Source organism: Halorussus salilacus (assembly GCF_024138125.1).
Lineage (GTDB): Archaea > Halobacteriota > Halobacteria > Halobacteriales > Haladaptataceae > Halorussus > Halorussus salilacus.
Genome location: NZ_CP099993.1, coordinates 708,326 through 725,281, shown reverse-complemented (window position 1 = coordinate 725,281; position 16,956 = coordinate 708,326). Strand labels below are relative to the sequence as shown.

At 67.0% G+C, this 16,956-nt stretch carries 14 protein-coding genes; 8 read left to right on the top strand and 6 right to left on the bottom strand.

The features are described 5' to 3' along the window. Positions 1-178: 178 nt before the first annotated feature. Positions 179-556 carry a DUF555 domain-containing protein gene (locus NGM10_RS03685; RefSeq protein WP_253481920.1) on the bottom strand — a complete coding sequence of 126 codons (378 nt, stop codon included), beginning with the start codon at positions 554-556 and terminating at the stop codon, positions 179-181. A 301-nt stretch (positions 557-857) separates the two neighbouring features. Here NGM10_RS03685 and NGM10_RS03680 point away from each other — a divergent pair, with 301 nt between their 5' ends. Continuing rightward, on the top strand, positions 858-1,025 hold the full coding sequence (locus NGM10_RS03680) for a hypothetical protein (RefSeq protein ID WP_253481918.1): 168 nt from the start codon (positions 858-860) through the stop codon (positions 1,023-1,025). Between the two features lie 117 nt (positions 1,026-1,142). Continuing rightward, positions 1,143-1,859 carry an archaeal proteasome endopeptidase complex subunit beta gene (gene psmB, locus NGM10_RS03675; protein ID WP_368408653.1) on the top strand — a complete coding sequence of 239 codons (717 nt, stop codon included), beginning with the start codon at positions 1,143-1,145 and terminating at the stop codon, positions 1,857-1,859. A 159-nt stretch (positions 1,860-2,018) separates the two neighbouring features. On the opposite strand, the gene NGM10_RS03670 is transcribed toward psmB, so the two are convergent. Together NGM10_RS03670 and NGM10_RS03665 are read right to left on the bottom strand one after the other, a co-directional pair. Continuing rightward, the gene (locus NGM10_RS03670; RefSeq protein ID WP_253481915.1) at positions 2,019-3,566 is read right to left on the bottom strand and encodes a glutamate-cysteine ligase family protein; all 1,548 of its coding nucleotides are present in this window, start codon (positions 3,564-3,566) and stop codon (positions 2,019-2,021) included. A 61-nt stretch (positions 3,567-3,627) separates the two neighbouring features. Beyond that, positions 3,628-4,428, bottom strand: coding sequence for a hypothetical protein (locus NGM10_RS03665; RefSeq protein WP_253481913.1), 801 nt, complete (start codon positions 4,426-4,428; stop codon positions 3,628-3,630). 138 nt (positions 4,429-4,566) lie between these two features. Here NGM10_RS03665 and ligA point away from each other — a divergent pair, with 138 nt between their 5' ends. Genes ligA through NGM10_RS03650 form a run of 3 tightly spaced genes read left to right on the top strand, consistent with a single transcriptional unit; the run spans position 4,567 to position 7,525 of the window. Then, on the top strand, positions 4,567-6,285 hold the full coding sequence (gene ligA / locus NGM10_RS03660; protein ID WP_253481912.1) for an ATP-dependent DNA ligase LigA: 1,719 nt from the start codon (positions 4,567-4,569) through the stop codon (positions 6,283-6,285). A gap of 36 nt (positions 6,286-6,321) precedes the next feature. Beyond that, positions 6,322-6,750, top strand: coding sequence for a hypothetical protein (locus NGM10_RS03655; RefSeq protein ID WP_253481910.1), 429 nt, complete (start codon positions 6,322-6,324; stop codon positions 6,748-6,750). Positions 6,751-6,775: 25 nt separating this feature from the next. Next, the gene (locus NGM10_RS03650) at positions 6,776-7,525 is read left to right on the top strand and encodes an MBL fold metallo-hydrolase (protein WP_253481909.1); all 750 of its coding nucleotides are present in this window, start codon (positions 6,776-6,778) and stop codon (positions 7,523-7,525) included. A 6-nt stretch (positions 7,526-7,531) separates the two neighbouring features. Here NGM10_RS03650 and NGM10_RS03645 read toward each other — a convergent pair whose 3' ends face one another. From NGM10_RS03645 to NGM10_RS03635, 3 genes are read right to left on the bottom strand one after another with little or no spacing between them, the layout of a single operon-like run. Next, positions 7,532-7,744 (bottom strand): TOBE domain-containing protein, encoded by a 213-nt coding sequence (locus tag NGM10_RS03645; RefSeq protein ID WP_253481907.1) that lies wholly within the window; start codon positions 7,742-7,744, stop codon positions 7,532-7,534. Positions 7,745-7,786: 42 nt separating this feature from the next. Further along, entirely contained in the window at positions 7,787-8,878 is a 1,092-nt protein-coding gene (locus NGM10_RS03640) for a DNA topoisomerase IV subunit A (RefSeq protein WP_253481905.1), read from the bottom strand. Continuing rightward, positions 8,875-11,271 carry a DNA topoisomerase VI subunit B gene (locus NGM10_RS03635; protein ID WP_253481904.1) on the bottom strand — a complete coding sequence of 799 codons (2,397 nt, stop codon included), beginning with the start codon at positions 11,269-11,271 and terminating at the stop codon, positions 8,875-8,877. The genes NGM10_RS03640 and NGM10_RS03635 overlap by 4 nt, the downstream gene beginning before the upstream one ends. Before the next feature lie 222 nt (positions 11,272-11,493). Here NGM10_RS03635 and NGM10_RS03630 point away from each other — a divergent pair, with 222 nt between their 5' ends. The 3 genes from NGM10_RS03630 (at position 11,494) to gyrA (ending at position 16,950) form a co-directional block, all read left to right on the top strand. Continuing rightward, complete coding sequence (locus NGM10_RS03630) at positions 11,494-12,387, top strand: mechanosensitive ion channel family protein (protein ID WP_253481902.1); 894 nt, start codon at positions 11,494-11,496, stop codon at positions 12,385-12,387. A 158-nt stretch (positions 12,388-12,545) separates the two neighbouring features. Then, entirely contained in the window at positions 12,546-14,459 is a 1,914-nt protein-coding gene (gyrB, locus tag NGM10_RS03625; protein ID WP_253481900.1) for a DNA topoisomerase (ATP-hydrolyzing) subunit B, read from the top strand. A gap of 1 nt (position 14,460) precedes the next feature. After that, complete coding sequence (gene gyrA / locus NGM10_RS03620) at positions 14,461-16,950, top strand: DNA gyrase subunit A (protein ID WP_253481898.1); 2,490 nt, start codon at positions 14,461-14,463, stop codon at positions 16,948-16,950. Positions 16,951-16,956 lie beyond the last annotated feature (6 nt).

The window sequence follows — 16,956 nt, the reverse complement described above, 5'->3', positions numbered from 1 at the left end:
GTCGTTTTCCCGTGGACTGCGCAATCGGCCGTTTTCCTGTGGACTGTGTCACCGGCCGTTTCACGGTGGACTGTGTCACCGGGCGGTTCTCGGCGGATGGTTCATCGGACGATTCCCGAGGTCGGTCTCGACGGGCGATTCGTCTCCGAACCCGGTGGTCACGTCACTCCCGCCGGAGTCACTCCTCGCCGCCGAACTCGATGTCCTCGTCCTCCTCGTACTCGATGGTCTCGACGACTTCGAGGGGAACGTCCCGGAGCGCTCCGCCGATCTCGCTCTTGGCGATGCGCTGGGCGTGCTCTTCGCCCTCGGCGTTGAACACCTTCATCTCCAGTACGAGTCCGACCAGCGCGGTCCCGGCCGCGATGAACGCCGAGTCGAACGGTTCGCCGCAGGCGGGACAGCCCGTCGCGCCGACCTCGACCTCGACGTAGTCCATGCTCTGGTCGTTCAGCCGCTTTCCGGCTTCGCTGACCGCGACGCCGATTGCGTCGTCGATGTCCTCGACGTCGCGTACCAACCATGCCGCTTCCATCGCAACGAGGTAATTGCTCATACGTAGCAGTCGTCGCGGGCCATGTCGTGCTTTATGGTTTCGACCGGCGGGCGCGGTCGGCGCGCGCGAGCCCCGGACGTGAGTCCGATAATTCTCATAAGTTATGCGTACGCCGGGCGTCGCCAAGTCCGGACATACGGCCGCGCGGACGCCGACTCCTCGCTCGTTGGACGTAACGCAACCTGACTTGAATCGCAAGAGGGCGGCGACTCCTATCGATAATATAGATAATTATGAATTTTAGAATCCAGAAACACTTTTATACCGGGTGGGCTGACCCCCGAACGAGGTACGCAGTCCAATGCCCACACGGCTCCGACGCGCGACCCTGTTCGCCCTGTACCAGCTGAGCGTCGCAATCAGCATCTGCCTGTTGCCGCTGGCGGTCGCCGCCAAGCAGGCTGGCATTCCGCTCCCCGTCCACCGGGTGGTGAACCGACTCGGCCGGGCCTACGACGCCGCGGCCTGACGGCGAGTCCCGGGAGTTCTCCGGCGAATCCGACCGGCGAGCCGCCGGTACGTCGACTCTCCGGAAGGGTTGGTTTTATCAGTGCTGGCGGGCTAGGGACGGGTAATGCGTAACCCAATGGACGGCTCCCAGTTCTCACAGAACGCAGCGAACCTCGAATCTTCCGGCCCGAACCCCTACGAGCCCGAACTCGGCTCGCTTCCCGAGCGGTCGGTCGACATGTCCGAGGTCGAGCAGCTCAAGACCGGCACCACGACCATCGGCCTGACGACCGCCGACGGCGTGGTGATGGTGACCGACAAGCGCGCCAGCCTCGGCAACATGGTCTCCAGCAAGACCGCCCAGAAGGTCGAGCAGGTCCACCCCAACGGCGCGCTCACCATCGCCGGGTCGGTCTCGGCGGCCCAGTCGCTCATCCGCACCCTGAAGGTCGAGGGCAACCTCTACGAGACCCGCCGGGGCGAGGACATGAGCATGGACGCGCTCTCGACGCTGACGGCCAACCTCCTGCGGTCGGGCGCGTTCCTCATCGTGGTCCCCATCCTCGGCGGCGTCGACGACGAGGGCGGCCACGTCTACTCGTTCGACGCGCTCGGCGGCGTGACCGAGGAGACCTACACCGTCTCGGGGTCGGGGTCGCAGTTCGCGCTCGGCGTGCTCGAACAGGACTACCACGAGGACATCGGTCAGGACGAGGCCCGCGAAGTCGCGGTCCGCGCGCTCAAGAGCGCGGTCGAGCGCGACACCGCCTCCGGAAACGGGATGTGGATGGCCGAGATGGACGGCGAGGGCGTCGAGATCTCGGAGTTCGAGGACTACGACGACGCGCTATAACCGGCCGTTTATCGCGTTCAAAATCGCGGCTTCGCCGCGATTCTTTTCTGATGAAACCCGGGCCAAAACCGGGGTCACCTCCTCGTTCGCGTCGAGCAAGGCGGCTCTGCCGCCTTGCTCTCGCTCGGTCGCTCGTCGGTGGACCGCCTCATCGTCGCGTCACTCCTCGCGGTCCATCTCGCCCCCGCCGCGGCCGACCCAGTCGGCGAAGCTCCCGTCGATGAGGGTCTCGGACTGGTGCTTGATGTACTCGCGCTGCATGCCGTAGACCGCCTCCTCGAAGTCTTCGCCGTCGTCGAGTCGCTCTCGAACCCGCTCGCGCTTCCAACTCGCGGGCGTCAGCCCGTGGCGGGCGCGCTGGCGGAGCGGCCAGAGGTACTTGGCGGCCTGCTCGTCGGTCAGCCCGCGGGCCTGGAGGCCGTCCTTGGCGTGGGCGAAGACGTCGGTGTACAGCTTCTCGGTGTCGGTGGTCTCCTCGCCCGCGTTGGTGATCCAGTAGACGTCGGCGTCCAGTCCGTCGCGCATCGCGGCGTAGAAGTTGTCCCGGGCGACCACCCAGTCGAGGTGGTGGACCGGATGCTCGCGCCGGAACATCGACTCCAGAAGCCCCGCGAACGCGGCCTGGAACGCGATGGAGTCCCGGACCGTGGGCTGGGCCGCGATGGGCCGGAACTCGATGCGGGCGTTGGCATCCGACCGCGTGGCCCCGCCGAAGACCGGCCGGACCCACCGCCAGAAGGTGCCGTGTTTCAGCCGGAAGTGGGCGAACTCGTCGTCGAAGCGGTCGCTCGACTCGACCGGCATCGGCACGACCGTGTGGTCGGCCGCGACTCGCTCGACCGCCTCCACGGCGCTCGCGATGTCCTCGGGGAATCGGACCTTGTCGGGGACGCCCTCGCGGCCGTTGAGCACGGTCTCGAACACGCTGATTCGGTTCTCGTGCCACCCGTCGGCGAGTATCTCCTCGGGGTCGGCGTCGGCGTCGTAGAGGTCCGGCGGAAAGAAGGGAGAGTTGACCCCGAGCGCGAGCAGGGGCGCGGCGATACGGACCGCGTACTGGAAGTAGGTCGGCAGGTCGCGTGCGTGAGGCACTTGGTAGTGGGGCTGGATGGAGGTGATGAGGCTCTCGGGCATCACGGTGTCGGCGTCGAGGCTCACATGGGGCGCGTCGAGTCCCATCCCCACGTCGGCGTCGGTGTTGGCCATCGCGTGGTAGCGCACCGAGTCGCTCATGTTCGAGGCGATTCGGACCCCGCGGTCCTCGACGCTGTTCGTGAGGTACCCCCGGGCGGTCTCGCCCTCGGGCGGGATGGTCCACATCGCGTCGCTGACGAGTCGCATCCCCTCCGCGCCGGTCCGGTCCTCGGCGGCCGAGAGGCGGGCTTTGACCTCCGACTCCTGAGCGTCGAGACCGTGGGGGTTCAGCGGCTGGGGGCTCGTGGACATCTCGGCGTTGTGCAGACCGAGTTCCTTCTCGAATCCGATGAGGTCGAGCAGTTGGCGCGGGACTCGCGTGAGGGCGGCGGTCTCGGCGTCGACCGCGTAGAACTCGTACTCGAACCCGATTATCGCCTGCGGGTTGTCGAAGGTCCCGGCGTCTATCTCCTCGATGATGACCTCCGCGTCGGCTTCGACTCGCGACTGGAACGTCTCGGGGTCGACCGAGCGCACGTCTTCGACCCGCGCTGCGAGGTCGGACTCGGGCATGGGGAGTAGGTCTCACGGAATCGCCTTCAATCCACGGGCTACGTCCTCGGCGGGCCGCGGGCTATCTCCCCGCGTCGGTCCCCGCAGTCCCCATCCCCTCCCGGTCCATCTCGGCGACGAACTCGGCCGTGGCGAACGTCAGCGCGAGCGCGACCGGGGCCGACGCGAACGCCCCGACCAGCACCCCGAGCGCGCCGAGGTTGACCACGACCGCGGTCCCGACCAGCGAGACGGCGGTCACGACGAGCAGGTAGCCGACGCCGAACCGGAGGTACGGCCCGCCAGCGACCGCCCACTCGTAGCTCCGGACCAGCGCGTCTTCCACGCCCGCGTCGGCGACCACGAGCAGGTACGGCGCGGCGTAGAACAGGTACGAGAGCGCGATGAACGCCGGAATCAGGACGACCGCGAGCGGGAGGACCGCCGCCATCACCGCGAACGCCGCGAACCCGACGACCGCGACCAGCGCCTGATAGACCAACACCGGCGCGAAGTACCGCCGGGCGTTCTCCCCGAAGTCGTACCGGCCCGTCTCAAGCGCCTCGCGGACGCTCCCGAGCAGGCCCGCGAGCAGGACCGACTCGACGAGTATCACCACCGGCAGGAGCGCGAGCGTCGGCGAGACGTGGACTCCCGGCTCTCGGTTCGGCAGGCTCACGAACGTCCAGACGTCTGCCAGCGCGGGCGGGAACCGGAAGGCGAGTCCGAAGTGCGCGCCGTCCCGGAATTCGAGGACGCGCCGGACCTCGTCGACGCTCGCGAGGCTCGAAATCACGGGGACGGCCGCCAGCGGGAGGTGTTCGGTCGCTCGCTCCCACCCGGCTTCGAGTCGGGCGGAGAATGGTCGGTCGGTGGAGGGCATCGCCCGGAACTGGGGGAGTCCGACGCGATAAGTCTTGTTCACTCCCGAAGGTGTCCGAGGGCCCGGTCGCCTCGCGACCGGGCCCTCGGACACCGGAACCCACACGGTTTAAATCCGGGCCGTCACTACTCCCGCGCGATGGAGTTCGGGGAGTTCGCCGACGCCGCGGCCGAGATCGAGCAGCTGAGCGCCGACACCGAGATAACCGAGCGAGTGACCTCGCTCCTCGGGAGCGCGACCGACGACCTCCCCGTCCTCGCGCGGTTCGTGCAGGGCCGGGTGTTTCCGGCGTGGTCCTCGGAGACGCTCGACATCGGCCCGAACTACTGCTACGAGGCCGTCGCGCGCGCCGCGGGCACGAACGTCTCCGCGGGGGACGTGGAGGCCCGACTCGCCGACGTGGGCGACATCGGCGAGGTCGCCGCGAGCTACGAGTTCGGCGGCCAGCGGGGACTCGCGGCGTTCGGGTCCGGCGGCGACGACTCGGCCCTCTCGGTCGCGGGGGTCGCCGACGAACTGGCGGCGCTGGCAGACGCCGAGGGGTCGGGGAGCCGGGACAAGAAGATAGACATCCTGTTCGGCCTGTTCAACCGCGCGAGCCCCCGCGAGGCCCGGTACCTCGCCCGGCTCGTCCTCTCGGAGATGCGAATCGGCGTCGGCGAGGGCACCGTCCGGGACGCGGTCGCGTCGGCGTTCGACGTGCCCGTCGAGTCGGTCGAGCGCGCCCTCCAGGTGTCGAACGACTACGGCGAGGTCGCCCGTGTCGCCCGCGAGGAGGGCGAGGCCGGACTCGACGCGATGGACCTCGAACTCGGCCGTCCCGTCCAGGCGATGCTCGCGCAGGCCGGGACCGTGAGCGACGCGCTCGACGAGTGGGGCGAGGCGGCGGTCGAGACGAAGTACGACGGCGCGCGCGTTCAGGTCCACCACGACCCCGAGGGACTCGGCTGGGCTGGCGAGGCGACCGCAGACGCCGCGACCGACGGCGACGCCCGCGAGGTCGCGGTCTTCTCGCGCAACATGGAGGACGTGACCGACGCCCTCCCCGAGGTCGTCGAGTTCGTCGAGGCGCACCTCGACGTCCCGGCCATCCTCGACGGCGAGGTGGTCGCGACCGACGACGACGGCGACCCCCTGCCCTTTCAGGAGGTCCTCAGACGTTTTCGCCGGAAGCACGACGTGGCCCGCGCCCGCGAGGCGGTCGAACTCGACCTGTTCGCGTTCGACTGCCTCCACGCCGGGGGCGAGGACCTGCTCGGCGCGCCCGTCGCGCAACGCCACGAGCGACTGGACGCGGTGCTTGCCTCCGGCGTCGCCGACCTCCGGATCACCGACGACGCCGACGAGATAGCCGACATCGAGGCCGACGCCCTCGACGCGGGCCACGAGGGAATCATGCTCAAGGACCCCGAGTCGACCTACTCGCCCGGCCGACGCGGGAAGAACTGGCTCAAGCGAAAGCCAGCAGTAGAGACGTTAGACCTCGTGGTCACGGGCGCGGAGTGGGGCGAGGGTCGGCGCGCGAAGTTCCTCGGGACCTTCCTGCTGTCGGCCCGCGTCGGCGACGCGGGCGACGAGTTCGAGACCCTCGGGAAGGTCGCCACCGGCATCACAGACGAGGAGCTGGCCGACCTCACGGAACTGCTCGAACCACACATCCGGGCCCAAGACGGACAGGAGGTCGATATTCGCCCCGAGGTCGTCTTCGAGGTCGGCTACGAGGAGATACAGGAGTCGCCGACCTACTCGTCGGGGTACGCCCTCCGGTTCCCGCGCTTCTTGGGAGTTCGCGACGACAAGGACCCTGAGGACGCCGACTCGCTGGAGCGGGTCGAGCGGTTGGCAGAGAAGCAGTGAGATAGCTATCTCTGTCAGTCGTTCGTCTGGTCAACCGTGACGCGGAAAACGGCGGTCGGACCGACCGGAGCGGGGTCCGAAACGGACGGTTTCCCGTGGCGCTACCTCGTCGTGCTCCCCGCCGCCGAACTGCCGGTCGCGGGCCTCGCGATGGCGTCCTCCTACACTCTCGGTCCGAGCCACGCCGCCACGGGCGCGCTCGGCGTCTTTCTGACCTACGCGACGCCGGTCGTCGGGGTACTATCCTTCGCGGGGTTGGTACTCGACGGACGACGGAAGAGGACGCCAGCGCTGTGGTACGCCGGTAGCGCGCTCACCGTCGCGGTCGTCCTGAGCTACCACGGCACGGGCGACGACGCGTTCTTCGGCCTCTGGGAGCCGGGGGTCGCGCTCGCGCTGGCGATGGTTCCCGTGGGGTCGGCCTACGTCCTTCGCCACCACCTCCCCGCGGACCGCGGGCTTTAGGCCCGTCCCCACCGAACCTCCGCCCATGACCATCCGACACGACGGCATCACCGCGGAGTGGCTCGGCTACGCGGGCCTTCGACTCGAAGTGCCAGACGGCCCCGTGGTCTACCTCGACCCCGGCCGGTACGGCACCCTCACTGGCGAGTGGACACCCGACTCGGCGGGCGCGGGCCACCCGCCAGCGCGCGACTACCGGCCCGAGGACGGTGACCTCGTTCTCGTCACTCACGACCACCACTACGACTCGGACGGCATCGAGCGCGTGGCGGGCGAGGACGCCACCGTGGCGGTCTACGACGCGGTCTACCCGCCGGGAATCGACCGCGACGTGGCCGACCTCCGGGACCTCCCCTACGAGACAGTTCGGGTCGGCGACGAGGAAGACCGCATGTTCGGCGACGTTATCGTGCGCACCGTGGCGGCGTACAACGAACCCGACGGCCCCCACACCGATTCGACCGGCGAACCCTTCCACCCCGAGGGGTTCGGCGTCGGCTACCACGTCACGCTCGCCGACACCACCGTCTTCTGGCCCGGTGACACCGACGCGCTGGACGGCCACGCCGAACTCGACGTGTCGCTGTTCTGCCCGCCCATCGGCGGGTCGTTCACGATGGACCGCCGGGAGGCCGCCGACCTCGCCGAGGCGATGGACCCCGACCTCGTGCTTCCGATTCACTACAACACCTTCGACGCGCTAGAGACCGATTCGGGGGCGTTCGCCGCCGACGTGGCGAGTCGCGGAGTTCCCGTGGTGCTGGACGAGCGGTGAGTCGGGCTACTCGCGGCTCTCGACCAGCACCTCGGTCGCCTTCACGACCGCGTTCACCGCCTCGCCCTCGGCGAGGCCGAGGCGTTCCGCGGAGTTCGCAGTGATGACCGCCGTCACCGTCTGCCCGCCGTCGGTCTCGATTTCGACCTCCGCCATCAGTCCCTCGGTCTCGACCGATTGCACTGTCCCCGCGAGTCGGTTGCGTGCGCTAAGCGGCATCTCGCGGGGTACGCCGACGAGAGTGAAAAAGGCCGCGGCGGATTACAGCACGCCCATCGCGTCCAATCGCTCGGGAAGATAGGTTTCGGTGACGAAGTCGAGCCCGTGAGACGCAAGCGACTGCTGTTCGGACTTCTTCTCGATGTCGAGCTGTATCTCGATCTGCTCTTCCCAGTAGTCGGTCTGGAAGCGCGGGTCCTCCAACTCGCTTTCGAGCGCGTTCACGTCCGAGTCGCTGAGGGGGTCTGTCGGCAGGTCGTACTCCACGATGTCCTCGGGCTGGATGCCGATGAACTCCGCCTCCGGCGTCGCGAGGTGCTCGCTGAGGTGGGCAGACTTGATGGAGCCGTAGGCGACCGACCCGAAGATGCGGTACGACCACGGGTCGCCGTCGGTGAAGACCGTGACCGGCAGGCCGAGTTCGTCGTGGAGGCGCTTGGTGATGCGGCGGGTCGCACGCGCGGGCTGGCCCTTGAGGTGGACGACGAGCGCGTTGTACTCGTCGTCGAACCCGTTCTCGACGAGCCGGTCGCGCATGCCGCCGGTCTCGACCGCGAGGATGAAGTCGGCGTCGTTGTCGAGGAACTCGATTGTGTCGGGGTTGTTCGGAATCTGATACCCTCCTTCCCCCACGTCCTCCTGACAGTGGATGTCCCGCTCGCCTCTGCGCGTCTGCTCGCGGAGGTACAGTGGCCCCATGATGGTCGCGCCCGACTCCTCCGGGCGCATGTGGAAGTCCTCGCGGGTGACCTCCGAGACGATTTCTAAGTCCTCGACGAGCTGGTTCGACTCGTCCTGCGAGGAGAACTGCGCCTCCTCGACGTCCCAGCTCTCGCTGAGGTAGTAGAGCTCACGCAGGGTCGACGACCGGTCGGCGTCGAGCTGGTCGGCGAGGAAGTCGATGGTGTATATCGCCTTCAGCAGTTTACGAGCGCCCCGGACGCTGTTGGCGCTCCGGGTGCTCTCGCGGTCGCCGTACACCCACACGTCCTCGTCCTCGTCGAAGACGATGTTGCTCTTGGTCCGCGTCGGGACCGACATCTCGGGGATGTCGCCCCGTTCGAGCTGGTCGTAGAACTCCGCGGCGAGGTCGATGAGTTTCTCCTGGGCCTTGGCTTCGTTGTCTGCGCTCATGCGTTGTTGGTGAGTTTGGCGTCCTCGATTCCTTCGACGCTGACGTCGAACGATGCGTCGCCGTCGATGTCGTACTCCAGCACGGCCTCCTCGCCGCTCGCGACCGTCGGCGACCACTTGATGAACCACTCGCCGTCCATGTCGACCGCGGTCGCCCCATCCGAGAGGTTCGACGGCTCTGCGGTCACGATCTCGGTGACTTCGGGCGACTCGTTGGAGCTAGTGTGGTTCTCGACGACGAGTCGGACCCGTCCGTCCTCTCGCTCCCGTTCGACGAGGACGTTGTTCATAATGCGGGCAAGCGCGTCGTCGTACTCGGGTTCCTCGGCCTCGGTCACGTCGGCCAGTTTCTCGGCCATCTTCGGCAGAATCGAGGCGATGACGTTCTGCTTTTTCTTGCGCTTCTCCAGCGACTTGCGCTTGTTGAGGTACGACTTGAGCTCCCTCGCGGCCTCCCGAATCGCCAGCTCGATTTCGTCCTCGATTGCGGGGACGTTGGCGACGGCGTCCTTGCTCTCGCTCGTGAACGGGACGTTGGTGGAGGCGACGTGGACCATGATGACCGCGGGACCGTTCGGGATGCCCGAGCCCCCGGGCTGGTCGAGGTTGTAGTTGCGCCAGCCGATGGACTTGACCACGTCGGTGGTCGCGCAGGCCCCCCGCTGGTACACGAGGGGGACGCGGTTGGCGAACCGTAACACGTCGGCGCTTCCCTCCGCGGGGAGGTCACCGCCGTACGCGATGCCAGCCTCGACGATGAACGGGTCGCCGCCGTGAACGTCGGCGTCGCGGGTCGAAGCGGCGTAGAAGTCGGCGTCGTACTCCTTGCGGAGTCCGGCCTCCAAGAGGTCGGCGGTGATGGGCGACAGGCAGTTGGTCGGGGGCGAGATGATGTCGGTCTCGCGCATCGCCTCCGTGAGTTCGCTTGTCGCGTCGCGGTCGTCGGCGAGGTCCCGGACCTTCGGCACCTCGTCGGGAACCGTGACCATCACCGACCAGAGTTCGGTCACGACGTTCTCGCGGGCGGTGTCGCCGAAGGTGGCGTCGTCGTACTCCTCCGTCTGGTCGGCGGCGCGGTCGACGTACTCCCGGAGTTGCGCGCGGGTGGCGCGGTCGCGCTCGCGTCCCTTCTCGAATCGCTTTTCGAGGCGCTCGGCGAGGCCGTTGATTGCCTCGTCGTCCTTCCGGGTGCTTGTCGCCTTGTCCACCAGTCGGTAGAGGTCGCTGGTCCGGTCGGCGGTGAGTTCGTCCCACGCCGCTTCGACCGCGTTCTCTTGGACCGTGTCGCCGAAGGTGACGCCGTACTCGTCGCCGATTTCGTCGGCGACCTCGTCGACGATTTCGGCCAGTTCGTGATGGGCGACTCGGTCGCGGGCGTCGACGTTCCGGGAGACTTCGTCGGCGAAGGCGTCGGTCGCGTCGGCACCCTTGTTGGCGACGGCCTGCTGGACCGCGCGGGCCACGTCGGCCTCGTCGTGGGCCTGCGGTGGCCGCCACGCCATCTCGCGCCCGAAGTGGCGGTCGCGGAAGTTGTCGATGATGGAGTCGGCGGTCTTCTTGCCCACTCGGGTGAACTCCGACTGGACGAACCCCGAGACGCTGTGGGAATCGGTGTCGGCGAGCATCTTGAGCACCGTCCCGAGTTCGACGCCGTGGGGGTGGGGCCGAATCTCCTCGGTCTCCGCGGGGAGGTCTGCGCCCTCCGCGCGCTCGAACTGCTCGGGTTCGTCCATGCTCGGCTCCTTGAAGGTGAGCCGGGCGTGGGGGTTGACGACCGCGGTGCGCTTTACGTACTCGACCAGCTGGGACCGGGCGCGCATGTTGGCCTCCATCTCCAGCTCGATGCGCGTGCCGTGGGTCCGGTCCCACGAGGTAGTCTCCTCGGTGCGTATCTCGGGTTCGTTCTCGTCGGTGTCGATGACGAGTTCGAAGTACTGGGCCTCGGCGCTTCCCTTCGTCCGACTCGTGATTTTCGCTGGCTTGCCGGAGGTCAGTTGAGAGTACAGCACCGCGGCAGAGATACCGATACCCTGCTGGCCGCGGGACTGCTCGCGGGCGTGGAACCGCGAGCCGTAGAGGAGCTTGCCGAACACCTTGGGGACCTGTTCCTTGGTGATGCCGGGCCCGTTGTCCTCGACGACGAGGGTGTAGTAGTCGCCCACGTCGTCGATCTCGACGTAGATGTCGGGCTTGATGCCAGCCTCCTCGGTCGCGTCCAGGGCGTTGTCGACCGCCTCCTTGACCGCCGTCACCAGCGCCCGGGCACCGCTGTCGAACCCGAGCATGTGCTTGTTCTTCTCGAAGAACTCGGCGATGGAGATCTGACGCTGGCTCTCGGCCAGCTCCTCGGCGATCCCCTCCTCCTCGCCGAGCGTCGACTGGATGGATGGCATTCTGTGAGGTCACGTAGCGACGGGACTCTTAAAGGCTTCTCGGTGAAGCGGGGTGAAAGTGAAAGTGGTAGCGCCGGTACCTACCGCCCGGTGATAAATCAGATACGGATATACAGAATATCCGGGGCCGCGGGCGATATCGGCCCGTTCGAGGGCGGGCCCGTCGCCACATCGTGGGTCGACCCCAATTTCTTTACCACCCCCATGCGTACGTATCTGGAAATGTTGCCGTTACAGACCGACTGGTCGGCGATGACGACCGCCGAACTGATAGACCAGTTCGGCGGTCTCATCGCCGACGTCGTCGCGTTCGTCCTCGCGTTCGTCGTGGTGTACGTCCTCGGGCGGTACGTGCTGGTGGGTCTCGTCCGGCGGTCGATGGACGCCCGCGGATTCGACGAGACGGTGGCACAGTTGGCGACCAAGACGGTGCAGGCGCTCTCGTTCTTCGTCGCGGTCGCGGTCGCGTTCACGGTGGCCGGGTTCGGGAGCTTCCTCGCGGCGTTCGCCACGTTGGGGGGCGCGCTCGCGCTGGCGCTGGGGTTCGCCGCGCAGGACATCGTCGCCAACTTCGTCGCGGGCGTGTTCATCCTCAAGGACAAGCCGTTCGAGATCGGCGACTGGATAGAGTGGGAGGACAAAAGCGGCGTCGTCCGGGACATCGACCTCCGGGTCACGAAGGTCGAGACGTTCAACAACGAGCTCATCACGGTCCCCAACTCCGACCTCGCGAACAACCCCGTCACGAACCCGATGGCGAACGACCGGCTCCGACTCCAGTTCACCTTCGGTATCGGCTACGACGACGACATCGACGAGGCGGCCGACATCATCCTCGACGACGCGCGGAGCAACCCCGCGATTCTGGACGACCCCGAACCCTCGGTCCGGACCACGGAACTCGGCGACTCGTACGTGGGACTCGAATCGCGCATCTGGATAGACGACCCCGGACGCGGGAAGTTCAAGTCGGCGCTCTCCGAGCACGTCAAGGGCGTCAAGCAGCGGTTCGACGAGGCGGGAATCGACATCCCCTACCCCCACCGCGAGCTCACGGGTGACATCGACATTCAGGAGGTCGGCAACCTCGACCAGCTTCAAGCGACAGGCGACTGATATCCTCCGGGCGGGATCGGCCCGAACACATCTCTTACTCGGCTGATAATCGGTGATTACCGCGTCCATAACCCTCGATAACTGAGGGATTACCGAGCAACGTGCGCGCGCGTGCGAGGGATTTATCAGTGCCGGACTGCTATGCTGAATCAGGTTTTATGAGTCAAGAAAGCGAATACGGGGCCGGGCAGATTCAGGTCCTGGAAGGTCTTCAGGCCGTCCGGAAACGCCCGGCGATGTATATCGGCTCTACCGACGCGAGAGGGTTACACCATCTCGTGTTCGAGGTCGTTGACAATTCTATCGACGAGGCACTCGCTGGCTACTGTGACTCGATTGACGTGACCATCCGCGAGGACGGGTCGGTCAGCATCACCGACGACGGGCGGGGCATCCCCGTGGACACCCACGACGAGTACGACAAGCCCGCGGTCGAGGTCATCCTCACCGTCCTCCACGCGGGCGGGAAGTTCGACAACAAGTCCTACCAGGTGTCGGGCGGCCTCCACGGCGTCGGCGTCAGCGTCGTCAACGCGCTCGCCTCGGAACTCGAAGCCGAGGTCAAGCGCGACGGCGCGCTCTGGCGTCAGTCGTTCGAGCGGGGCGAACCCGCCTCCGGTCTGGAGCGGGTCCGGGACCTCGACGACGAGGAGGCGACCGGCACCACCATCCGGTTCTGGCCCGACGGCGAGATATTCGAGACCACCGAGTTCACCTACTCGACGCTCGAAAGCCGCCTGCGCGAACTCGCCTTCCTCAACTCGGGGGTCGAGATAACGCTCGACGACGAGCGCGACGGCGAGTCCGACACCTTCAGGTACGACGGCGGCATCCGGGAGTTCGTCGAGTACCTCAACGAGACGAAGTCGCCGCTCCACCGGGAGGTCATCTACTTCGAGGACGAGGCCGAGGGCATTCAGGTCGAGGTGGCGATGCAGGCGACCGACGAACTCCAGGGGTCGCTACACGCGTTCGCCAACAACATCAACACCCGCGAGGGCGGGACCCACCTCACGGGGTTCAAGACCGCCCTCACGCGGTTCGTGAACGACTACGCCGACGACAACGACCTCCTCGGTGACCTCGACGAGAACCTCAAGGGCGAGGATGTCCGCGAGGGACTCACCGCGGTCATCTCGGTCAAGCACCCCGACCCGCAGTTCGAGGGCCAGACCAAGACCAAGCTCGGCAACAGCGAGGTCCGTGGCATCGTCGAGTCGGCGGTCCACGAGGGGCTGGCGACCTACTTCGAGGAGAACCCCGGCACCGCCGAGGCCATCGTCTCGAAGGCCGTCGAGGCCGCGAAGGCCCGCAAGGCCGCCAAGAAGGCCGAGGAGCTGACCCGCCGCAAGAGCGCGCTCGAATCGACCGCGCTCCCCGGCAAACTGGCCGACTGCCAGACCCGCGACCCGACCGAGGCCGAACTGTTCGTCGTGGAGGGCGACTCCGCGGGCGGGTCGGCCAAGCAGGCCCGCGACCGGGAGTTCCAGGCCATCCTGCCGCTGTTCGGCAAGGTGCTCAACGTCGAGAAACACCGCCTCGACCGGGTGCTGGAGAACGACAAGATCCGCCACTTCATCACCGCGCTGGGCACCGGCATCGGCGACGAGTTCGACATCGAGGACGCGCGCTACCACAAGATCATCATCATGACCGACGCCGACGTGGACGGCGCGCACATCCGGACGCTGTACCTCACGCTCCTCTACCGGTACATGAAGCCCCTGCTGGAGGCCGGGTACGTCTACGCGGCCCAGCCGCCGCTGTACCGCATCCGCTACCGCGGCGAGACCTACGACGCCATGACCGAGGAGGAGCGAGAACGCATCATCGAGGAGAAGTGCGACGGCAACCCCTCGCAGGTCCAGCGGTTCAAGGGACTCGGGGAGATGAACCCCGAACAGCTGTGGGAGACCACGATGAACCCCGACAACCGCATCCTGAAGCAGGTCACCATCGAGGACGCCGCGGCGGCCGACAAGATGTTCTCGGTGCTGATGGGCGACGCCGTCGAACCGCGAAAGCAGTTCATCAAGGAACACGCCAACGAGGCAGACTGGGTCGACATCTGATATGAGCACGGACACACCAGACGTCCCGGACGACGTCGCCGAGCGAGTGCGCAACGTCCGGGTCGAAGACGAGATGGAGCAGAGCTACATCGACTACGCGATGAGCGTCATCGCGGGCCGCGCGCTCCCCGACGTGCGCGACGGGCTCAAGCCCGTCCACCGGCGCATCCTCTACGCGATGCACCGGTCTGGCATCACCAGCGGCGCGAGCCACCGCAAGTCCTCGAACATCGTGGGCGACACGATGGGCGACTTCCACCCCCACGGCGACCAGTCCATCTACGACGCGCTGGCCCGGATGGCCCAGGACTTCTCGATGCGCTATCCGCTCATCGACGGTCAGGGCAACTTCGGCTCGGTCGACGGCGACCCGCCCGCCGCCATGCGGTACACCGAGGCGCGGATGGACTCCATCGCCGAGGAGCTGCTGGCCGACATCGACATGGACACGGTCGACTGGCAGTCGAACTACGACGACCGCCTTCAGGAGCCCGAGGTCCTGCCCGCCGCGTTCCCGAACCTCCTCGTGAACGGCTCGTCGGGCATCGCGGTCGGCATGTCCACGAACATCCCGCCGCACAACCTCGGGGAGGTCATCGACGCGACGGTCGAACTCATCGAGAACCCCGACGCGACCGTCGAGGACCTGATGGACCACGTCAAGGGTCCGGACTTCCCGACCGGCGCGAACATCGTCGGCCGGAACGCGGTCCACGCCGCGTACAAGACGGGTCGGGGCCGCATCCGGGTGCGCGCGGAGTTCGAGGTCGAGGAGCGCGAGAACGGCAGCGACCGCATCGTCATCACCGAACTCCCGTTCCAGACCAACAAGGCCCGGATGATCGAGAAGATCGCCGACGCGGTCAACGAGGGCACCATCGAGGGCATCCGGGACCTGCGCGACGAGTCCGACCGCGACGGCATCCGCATCGTGGTCGAACTCAAGCAGAACGCGATGGCGGAGGTCGTCAAGAACCAGTTGCTGGAGAGCTATCTGGAGAAGACCTTCGGCGTCATCAACCTCGCGCTGGTCGACGGCCAGCCGCAGGTGCTCACGCTCAAGGAGACGCTGGAACACTACCTCGACCACCGCAAGGAGGTCGTCCGGCGGCGCAGCCAGTACGAACTCGACGAGGCCGAGGACCGCGCCCACATCCTCGAAGGGCGGCTCACGGCCTTAGAGAACGCCGACGACGTGGTCGACATCATCCAGGACGCCGAGGACCGCGACGAGGCGAAGGCCGAACTGCGGGAAGCGTACGACTTCTCCGAGGAGCAGGTCGACCACATCGTCCGGATGCAGCTCGGGAGCCTCACCTCGCTGGAGGCCGCCGAGATCGAAGACGAGTACGAGGAGGTCAACGCGCGCATCGAGCGCCTCGAAACCATCCTCGGAGACGAGTCCGAACTCCTCTCGGTCGTCAAGGAGGAACTCCTCGAAATCAAGGAGGAGTACGCCGACGAGCGCCGTACGTCGTTCATCGAGGACACCGACGAGGTGACCCGCGAGGACCTCATCGCCGAGGAGGACGTGGTCGTCGTCGTCACCGAGCAGGACTACGTCAAGCGCATGCCCGTCGCCCAGTTCGACGCCCAGAACCGCGGCGGCAAGGGCATCATCGGCGGTGACATCAAGGAGGGCGACCGGGTGTCGAAGGTGTTCCGCGCGAACACCCACGACTACCTGCTGTGTTTCACCAACCACGGGCAGGTCTATCGCCTGAAGACCTACGAGATTCCGGAGATGTCCCGGACCGCCCGCGGCAAGTCGGCCATCAACCTCCTCGACTTAGATGACGGCGAGGAGATAACCGCGGTCGTCAACACCGACGAGTTCGAGGACGGCGAGTGCATCAGCATGGTGACCCGCGACGGCTACGTCAAGCGGACCGCCGCCACGGAGTTCGAGAACATCCTCTCGACCGGCATCATCGCAGCCAAACTCGAAGACGGCGACGAACTCGTGGACGTGCGGGTGACCGACGGCACCAAGGACCTCCTGCTCGCGACCTGCGGGGGGATGGCCATCCGGTTCGACGAGGCCGAAGCCCGCGAGATGGGCCGGAGCGCTCGGGGCGTCCACGGCGTCGAACTCCGCGGCGACGACGAGGTGGTCGGCATGGTCGCCGCGGGCGACGAGGAGGACCGCGACCTGCTGACGGTCACCGAGAACGGCTACGGCAAGCGCACGCCCCTCGAAGAGTACCGCCGCCAGTCGCGCAACGGCTACGGACTGGTGGACATCAAGACCGACGGCCGGAACGGCGGGGTCACCTCGGTCAAGGCCGTGGGACCGGACGACGACCTCGTCATCATGAGCGCCGCGGGCCAGATCATGCGCATCCGCGCGGCCGACATCTCCGAGGTTGGCCGGAACACGATGGGCGTGACGGTGATGGACCTCGAAGGCGACGATACCGTCGCCAGCGTCGACGTGTTGCCGGACTCCAGCGGCGACGACTCCGAGGAGTCGGCCGAGAGCGAGGAGTGAGGAGTC

Bases quoted from the DNA above. Each gene is read 5' to 3' on its own strand.
- NGM10_RS03665 (WP_253481913.1), bottom strand. From the start codon at position 4,428: ATGCCCTCCACCGACCGACCATTCTCCGCCCGACTCGAAGCCGGGTGG.
- NGM10_RS03630 (WP_253481902.1), top strand. From the start codon at position 11,494: ATGTTGCCGTTACAGACCGACTGGTCGGCGATGACGACCGCCGAACTG.
- NGM10_RS03680 (WP_253481918.1), top strand. From the start codon at position 858: ATGCCCACACGGCTCCGACGCGCGACCCTGTTCGCCCTGTACCAGCTG.
- ligA (WP_253481912.1), top strand. From the start codon at position 4,567: ATGGAGTTCGGGGAGTTCGCCGACGCCGCGGCCGAGATCGAGCAGCTG.
- NGM10_RS03650 (WP_253481909.1), top strand. From the start codon at position 6,776: ATGACCATCCGACACGACGGCATCACCGCGGAGTGGCTCGGCTACGCG.
- psmB (WP_368408653.1), top strand. From the start codon at position 1,143: ATGGACGGCTCCCAGTTCTCACAGAACGCAGCGAACCTCGAATCTTCC.
- NGM10_RS03670 (WP_253481915.1), bottom strand. From the start codon at position 3,566: ATGCCCGAGTCCGACCTCGCAGCGCGGGTCGAAGACGTGCGCTCGGTC.
- gyrA (WP_253481898.1), top strand. From the start codon at position 14,461: ATGAGCACGGACACACCAGACGTCCCGGACGACGTCGCCGAGCGAGTG.
- gyrB (WP_253481900.1), top strand. From the start codon at position 12,546: ATGAGTCAAGAAAGCGAATACGGGGCCGGGCAGATTCAGGTCCTGGAA.
- NGM10_RS03635 (WP_253481904.1), bottom strand. From the start codon at position 11,271: ATGCCATCCATCCAGTCGACGCTCGGCGAGGAGGAGGGGATCGCCGAG.
- NGM10_RS03640 (WP_253481905.1), bottom strand. From the start codon at position 8,878: ATGAGCGCAGACAACGAAGCCAAGGCCCAGGAGAAACTCATCGACCTC.
- NGM10_RS03685 (WP_253481920.1), bottom strand. From the start codon at position 556: ATGAGCAATTACCTCGTTGCGATGGAAGCGGCATGGTTGGTACGCGAC.
- NGM10_RS03645 (WP_253481907.1), bottom strand. From the start codon at position 7,744: ATGCCGCTTAGCGCACGCAACCGACTCGCGGGGACAGTGCAATCGGTC.